General features: G+C 53.7%; 2 rRNA genes. Both read right to left on the bottom strand.

The annotated features are described in order from the left end of the window. Positions 1 to 11 precede the first annotated feature (11 nt). A 23S ribosomal RNA gene (locus G5S38_RS15015) occupies positions 12 to 3,129 on the bottom strand. 488 nt (positions 3,130 to 3,617) lie between these two features. After that, positions 3,618 to 5,136 (bottom strand): 16S ribosomal RNA (locus tag G5S38_RS15010). Together the 16S and 23S rRNA genes form the textbook arrangement of a ribosomal RNA operon. Positions 5,137 to 5,335 lie beyond the last annotated feature (199 nt).

Raw genomic sequence — 5,335 nt, 5'->3', positions numbered from 1 at the left:
CAATTTTGGGTGTTATCAAGTTATCGGCTTATTAGTACGGGTCAGCTTCACGAGTCTTTAGTCCTCGCTTCCACATCCCGCCTATCAACCCAGTAGTCTAGCTGGGAGCCTCTCGACCTAAGTCATGGAAATCTCATCTTGAAGCTGGCTTCCCGCTTAGATGCTTTCAGCGGTTATCCATTCCGAACGTAGCTAATCAGCGGTGCTCCTGGCGGAACAACTGACACACCAGAGGTTCGTCCATCCCGGTCCTCTCGTACTAGGGATAGATCTTCTCAAATTTCCTGCGCGCGCAGAGGATAGGGACCGAACTGTCTCACGACGTTCTAAACCCAGCTCGCGTACCGCTTTAATGGGCGAACAGCCCAACCCTTGGGACCTACTCCAGCCCCAGGATGCGACGAGCCGACATCGAGGTGCCAAACCATGCCGTCGATATGGACTCTTGGGCAAGATCAGCCTGTTATCCCCGAGGTACCTTTTATCCGTTGAGCGACAGCGCTTCCACAAGCCACTGCCGGATCACTAGTCCCGACTTTCGTCCCTGCTCGAGTTGTCACTCTCACAGTCAAGCTCCCTTGTGCACTTACACTCGACACCTGATTACCAACCAGGTTGAGGGAACCTTTGGGCGCCTCCGTTACTTTTTGGGAGGCAACCGCCCCAGTTAAACTACCCACCAGGCACTGTCCCAGAACCGGATTACGGTTCGTAGTTAGATATCCAAAGTGACCAGAGTGGTATTTCAACGATGACTCCACCAGCACTAGCGTGCCAGCTTCACAGTCTCCCACCTATCCTACACAAGCCACTCCGAACACCAATACCAAGCTGTAGTAAAGGTCACGGGGTCTTTCCGTCCTTCTGCGCGTAACGAGCATCTTTACTCGTAGTGCAATTTCGCCGAGTTCGCGGTTGAGACAGCTGGGAAGTCGTTACGCCATTCGTGCAGGTCGGAACTTACCCGACAAGGAATTTCGCTACCTTAGGATGGTTATAGTTACCACCGCCGTTTACTGGGGCTTAAATTCTCAGCTTCGCCTTGCGGCTAACCGTTCCTCTTAACCTTCCAGCACCGGGCAGGCGTCAGTCCGTATACATCGTCTTGCGACTTGGCACGGACCTGTGTTTTTAGTAAACAGTCGCTTCCCACTGGTCTCTGCGGCCATACAGCGCTCCAGGAGTAAATCCCTTCACGCCTCCGGCCCCCCTTCTCCCGAAGTTACGGGGGCATTTTGCCGAGTTCCTTAACCACGATTCTCTCGATCTCCTTGGTATTCTCTACCTGAACACCTGAGTCGGTTTGGGGTACGGGTGACTTGAACCTCGCGTCGATGCTTTTCTTGGCAGCATAGGATCACTGATTTCGTCCGTGAGGACTACCCATCGGGTCTCAGCCTCATATGAGAGACGGATTTGCCTATCTCTCGGCCTACATCCTTAGACCAGGACAACCATCGCCTGGCTCAGCTACCTTCCTGCGTCACACCTGTTAATACGCTAACCGCACCAGCATAGGGTCGCACGCTAGGCCTCACGCTTCACCCCGAAGGGATCCATCTAAAGGATTCAGATGCTTAGCATTACTGGATTGATTGGGGCGGTTCTTCGTCAGTACGGGAATATCGACCCGTTGTCCATCGACTACGCCTGTCGGCCTCGCCTTAGGTCCCGACTTACCCAGGGCGGATTAACCTGGCCCTGGAAACCTTGTTCTTTCGGAGGACGGGTTTCTCACCCGTCTTTCGCTACTCATGCCTGCATTCTCACTCGTGTGGCCTCCACGGCTGGTTTACACCGCCGCTTCGCTGGCCACACGACGCTCTCCTACCACTCCGTGCGCCTGGACATAAATGCCTAGCTATTACACGAAATCTACAACTTCGGTGGTGTGCTTGAGCCCCGTTACATTGTCGGCGCGGAATCACTTGACCAGTGAGCTATTACGCACTCTTTCAAGGGTGGCTGCTTCTAAGCCAACCTCCTGGTTGTCTCTGCAACTCCACATCCTTTCCCACTTAGCACACGCTTGGGGACCTTAGTTGGTAGTCTGGGTTGTTTCCCTCTCGACGATGAAGCTTATCCCCCACCGTCTCACTGCTGCGCTCTCACTTACCGGCATTCGGAGTTTGGCTAACGTCAGTAACCTTTTGGGGCCCATTAGCTATCCAGTCGCTCTACCTCCGGCAAGAAACACGCAACGCTGCACCTAAATGCATTTCGGAGAGAACCAGCTATCACGAAGTTTGATTGGCCTTTCACCCCTATCCACAGCTCATCCCCTCCATTTTCAACTGAAGTGGGTTCGGTCCTCCACGACGTCTTACCGTCGCTTCAACCTGGCCATGGATAGATCACTTCGCTTCGGGTCTAGGACATGCGACTGAATCGCCCTATTCAGACTCGCTTTCGCTACGGCTACCCCACACGGGTTAACCTCGCCACATATCACTAACTCGCAGGCTCATTCTTCAAAAGGCACGCTGTCACCCCTACTAAGGAGGCTCCAACGGTTTGTATGCAAACGGTTTCAGGTACTATTTCACTCCCCTCCCGGGGTACTTTTCACCTTTCCCTCACGGTACTTGTCCGCTATCGGTCATCTGGGAGTATTTAGGCTTACCAGGTGGTCCTGGCTGATTCACACGGGATTTCTCGGGCCCCGTGATACTTGGGATACTTCTCGGACCATAACGACATTTCGACTACGGGGTTGGCACCCTCTATGACTGGCCTTTCAAGACCATTCGTCTATATCGCGCTGTAATCCTTGCAGTACGGCAGTAACTGCTGAAAAGTCCCGCTACCCCGACCATGCAACACCTGCCGGCTATCACACATGATCGGTTTGGCCTCTTCCGGTTTCGCTCGCCACTACTTACGGAATCGCTTTTGCTTTCTCTTCCTGTGGGTACTGAGATGTTTCACTTCCCCACGTTCCCTCTACCCGCCCTATATATTCAGGCGGGAGTCACCAGGTAACATTGCTGCCCCTGGCGGGGTTTCCCCATTCGGAAATCCTCGGATCAGGGCTCTATTATCAGCTCCCCGAGGCTTATCGCAGATTTATACGTCCTTCTTCGGCTCCAGATGCCAAGGCATCCACCGTTTGCACTTAGAAACTTGATGACAAAATTACACAAAGATCAGCGCACAACCCCAAAGGGTTGATTTGCTTGATCTAAATGAAGACATCACGCAACAACCAAAGCCGAAGCCCTGATCCATTGCGAGTGTCTAAGATGCTCGCGTCCACTGTGTAGTTCTCAAATTACGGGCGGTACCCTCCGCGCCACCACACATCCCCGAAGGAACGTTCTCGTGATGACGACAACAAGGTCCAGAGGTCCGTATCCCACACCATCCAAAGACAACATGAGGCCCGGTCCCTCAGGACCCAACAGCGTGCAAAAGACCAGGAACCCGATCATTTCCCGTTCCAATCCCCCGAAGGAGACGTACTGGGAAGCCGATTCGCTTACCTGGCCACAATGTCAATGTTCCACCCATGAGCGCCACCGAAGAACATGTGTCTCCGAAATGGCTACGAAGCTAATAAGCGCTTGTTATCTCTGTGTAAACAGCAGAGGCAGACGCTGTCTTCGAGTGCTCCTTAGAAAGGAGGTGATCCAGCCGCACCTTCCGGTACGGCTACCTTGTTACGACTTAGTCCTAATTACCGATCCCACCTTCGACGGCTCCTTCCTTACGGTTAGGCCACCGGCTTCGGGTGTTACCGACTTTCATGACTTGACGGGCGGTGTGTACAAGGCCCGGGAACGTATTCACCGCAGCGTTGCTGATCTGCGATTACTAGCGACTCCGACTTCATGAGGTCGAGTTGCAGACCTCAATCCGAACTGAGACCGGCTTTTTGGGATTCGCTCCACCTTACGGTATTGCAGCCCTTTGTACCGGCCATTGTAGCATGCGTGAAGCCCAAGACATAAGGGGCATGATGATTTGACGTCATCCCCACCTTCCTCCGAGTTGACCCCGGCAGTCTCCTATGAGTTCCCACCATTACGTGCTGGCAACATAGAACGAGGGTTGCGCTCGTTGCGGGACTTAACCCAACATCTCACGACACGAGCTGACGACAACCATGCACCACCTGTATACCGACCTTGCGGGGCCTACATTTCTGCAGGTTTCCGGTATATGTCAAGCCTTGGTAAGGTTCTTCGCGTTGCATCGAATTAATCCGCATGCTCCGCCGCTTGTGCGGGCCCCCGTCAATTCCTTTGAGTTTTAGCCTTGCGGCCGTACTCCCCAGGCGGGGAACTTAATGCGTTAGCTGCGACACGGAGACCGTGGAATGGTCCCCACATCTAGTTCCCAACGTTTACGGCATGGACTACCAGGGTATCTAATCCTGTTCGCTCCCCATGCTTTCGCTCCTCAGCGTCAGTTACGGCCCAGAGATCTGCCTTCGCCATTGGTGTTCCTCCTGATATCTGCGCATTCCACCGCTACACCAGGAATTCCAATCTCCCCTACCGCACTCTAGTCTGCCCGTACCCACTGCAGGCCGGAGGTTGAGCCTCCGGATTTCACAGCAGACGCGACAAACCGCCTACGAGCTCTTTACGCCCAATAATTCCGGACAACGCTTGCACCCTACGTATTACCGCGGCTGCTGGCACGTAGTTAGCCGGTGCTTTTTCTGCAGGTACCGTCACTTTCGCTTCTTCCCTACTAAAAGAGGTTTACAACCCGAAGGCCGTCATCCCTCACGCGGCGTTGCTGCATCAGGCTTTCGCCCATTGTGCAATATTCCCCACTGCTGCCTCCCGTAGGAGTCTGGGCCGTGTCTCAGTCCCAGTGTGGCCGGTCACCCTCTCAGGCCGGCTACCCGTCGTCGGCTTGGTGAGCCATTACCTCACCAACTACCTGATAGGCCGCGAGTCCATCCTCCACCAAAATTCTTTCCACCCCCTAGCCATGCGGCTGAAGGTCGTATCCGGTATTAGACACCGTTTCCAGTGCTTATCCCAGAGTGAAGGGCAGGTTACTCACGTGTTACTCACCCGTTCGCCACTAATCCCCGAAGCAAGCTCCGGATCATCGTTCGACTTGCATGTGTTAAGCACGCCGCCAGCGTTCGTCCTGAGCCAGGATCAAACTCTCCGTAAATGTTTGATTACCAAACCACCAAAAGCGGCCGGCACATCTAGCGCCCACAGCAACCGGAATAGGTCCACTGCAGACAAGTTTGAAACTGACAGAACAAATCATTACTGACTTGCTTTGTTTGTGTTAAATGTTTTCCAAAGGAATCTCCTACAAACAACCCGCTAGAAACGGACCATCTGCACGAGGTATTTGGCATTTG

This window comes from Marisediminicola senii (assembly GCF_011057645.1).
GTDB classification, from domain to species: Bacteria; Actinomycetota; Actinomycetes; order Actinomycetales; family Microbacteriaceae; genus Marisediminicola; species Marisediminicola senii.
The sequence above is the reverse complement of the archived record's forward strand: the minus strand, read 5'-3'. Positions and strand labels throughout refer to the sequence as shown.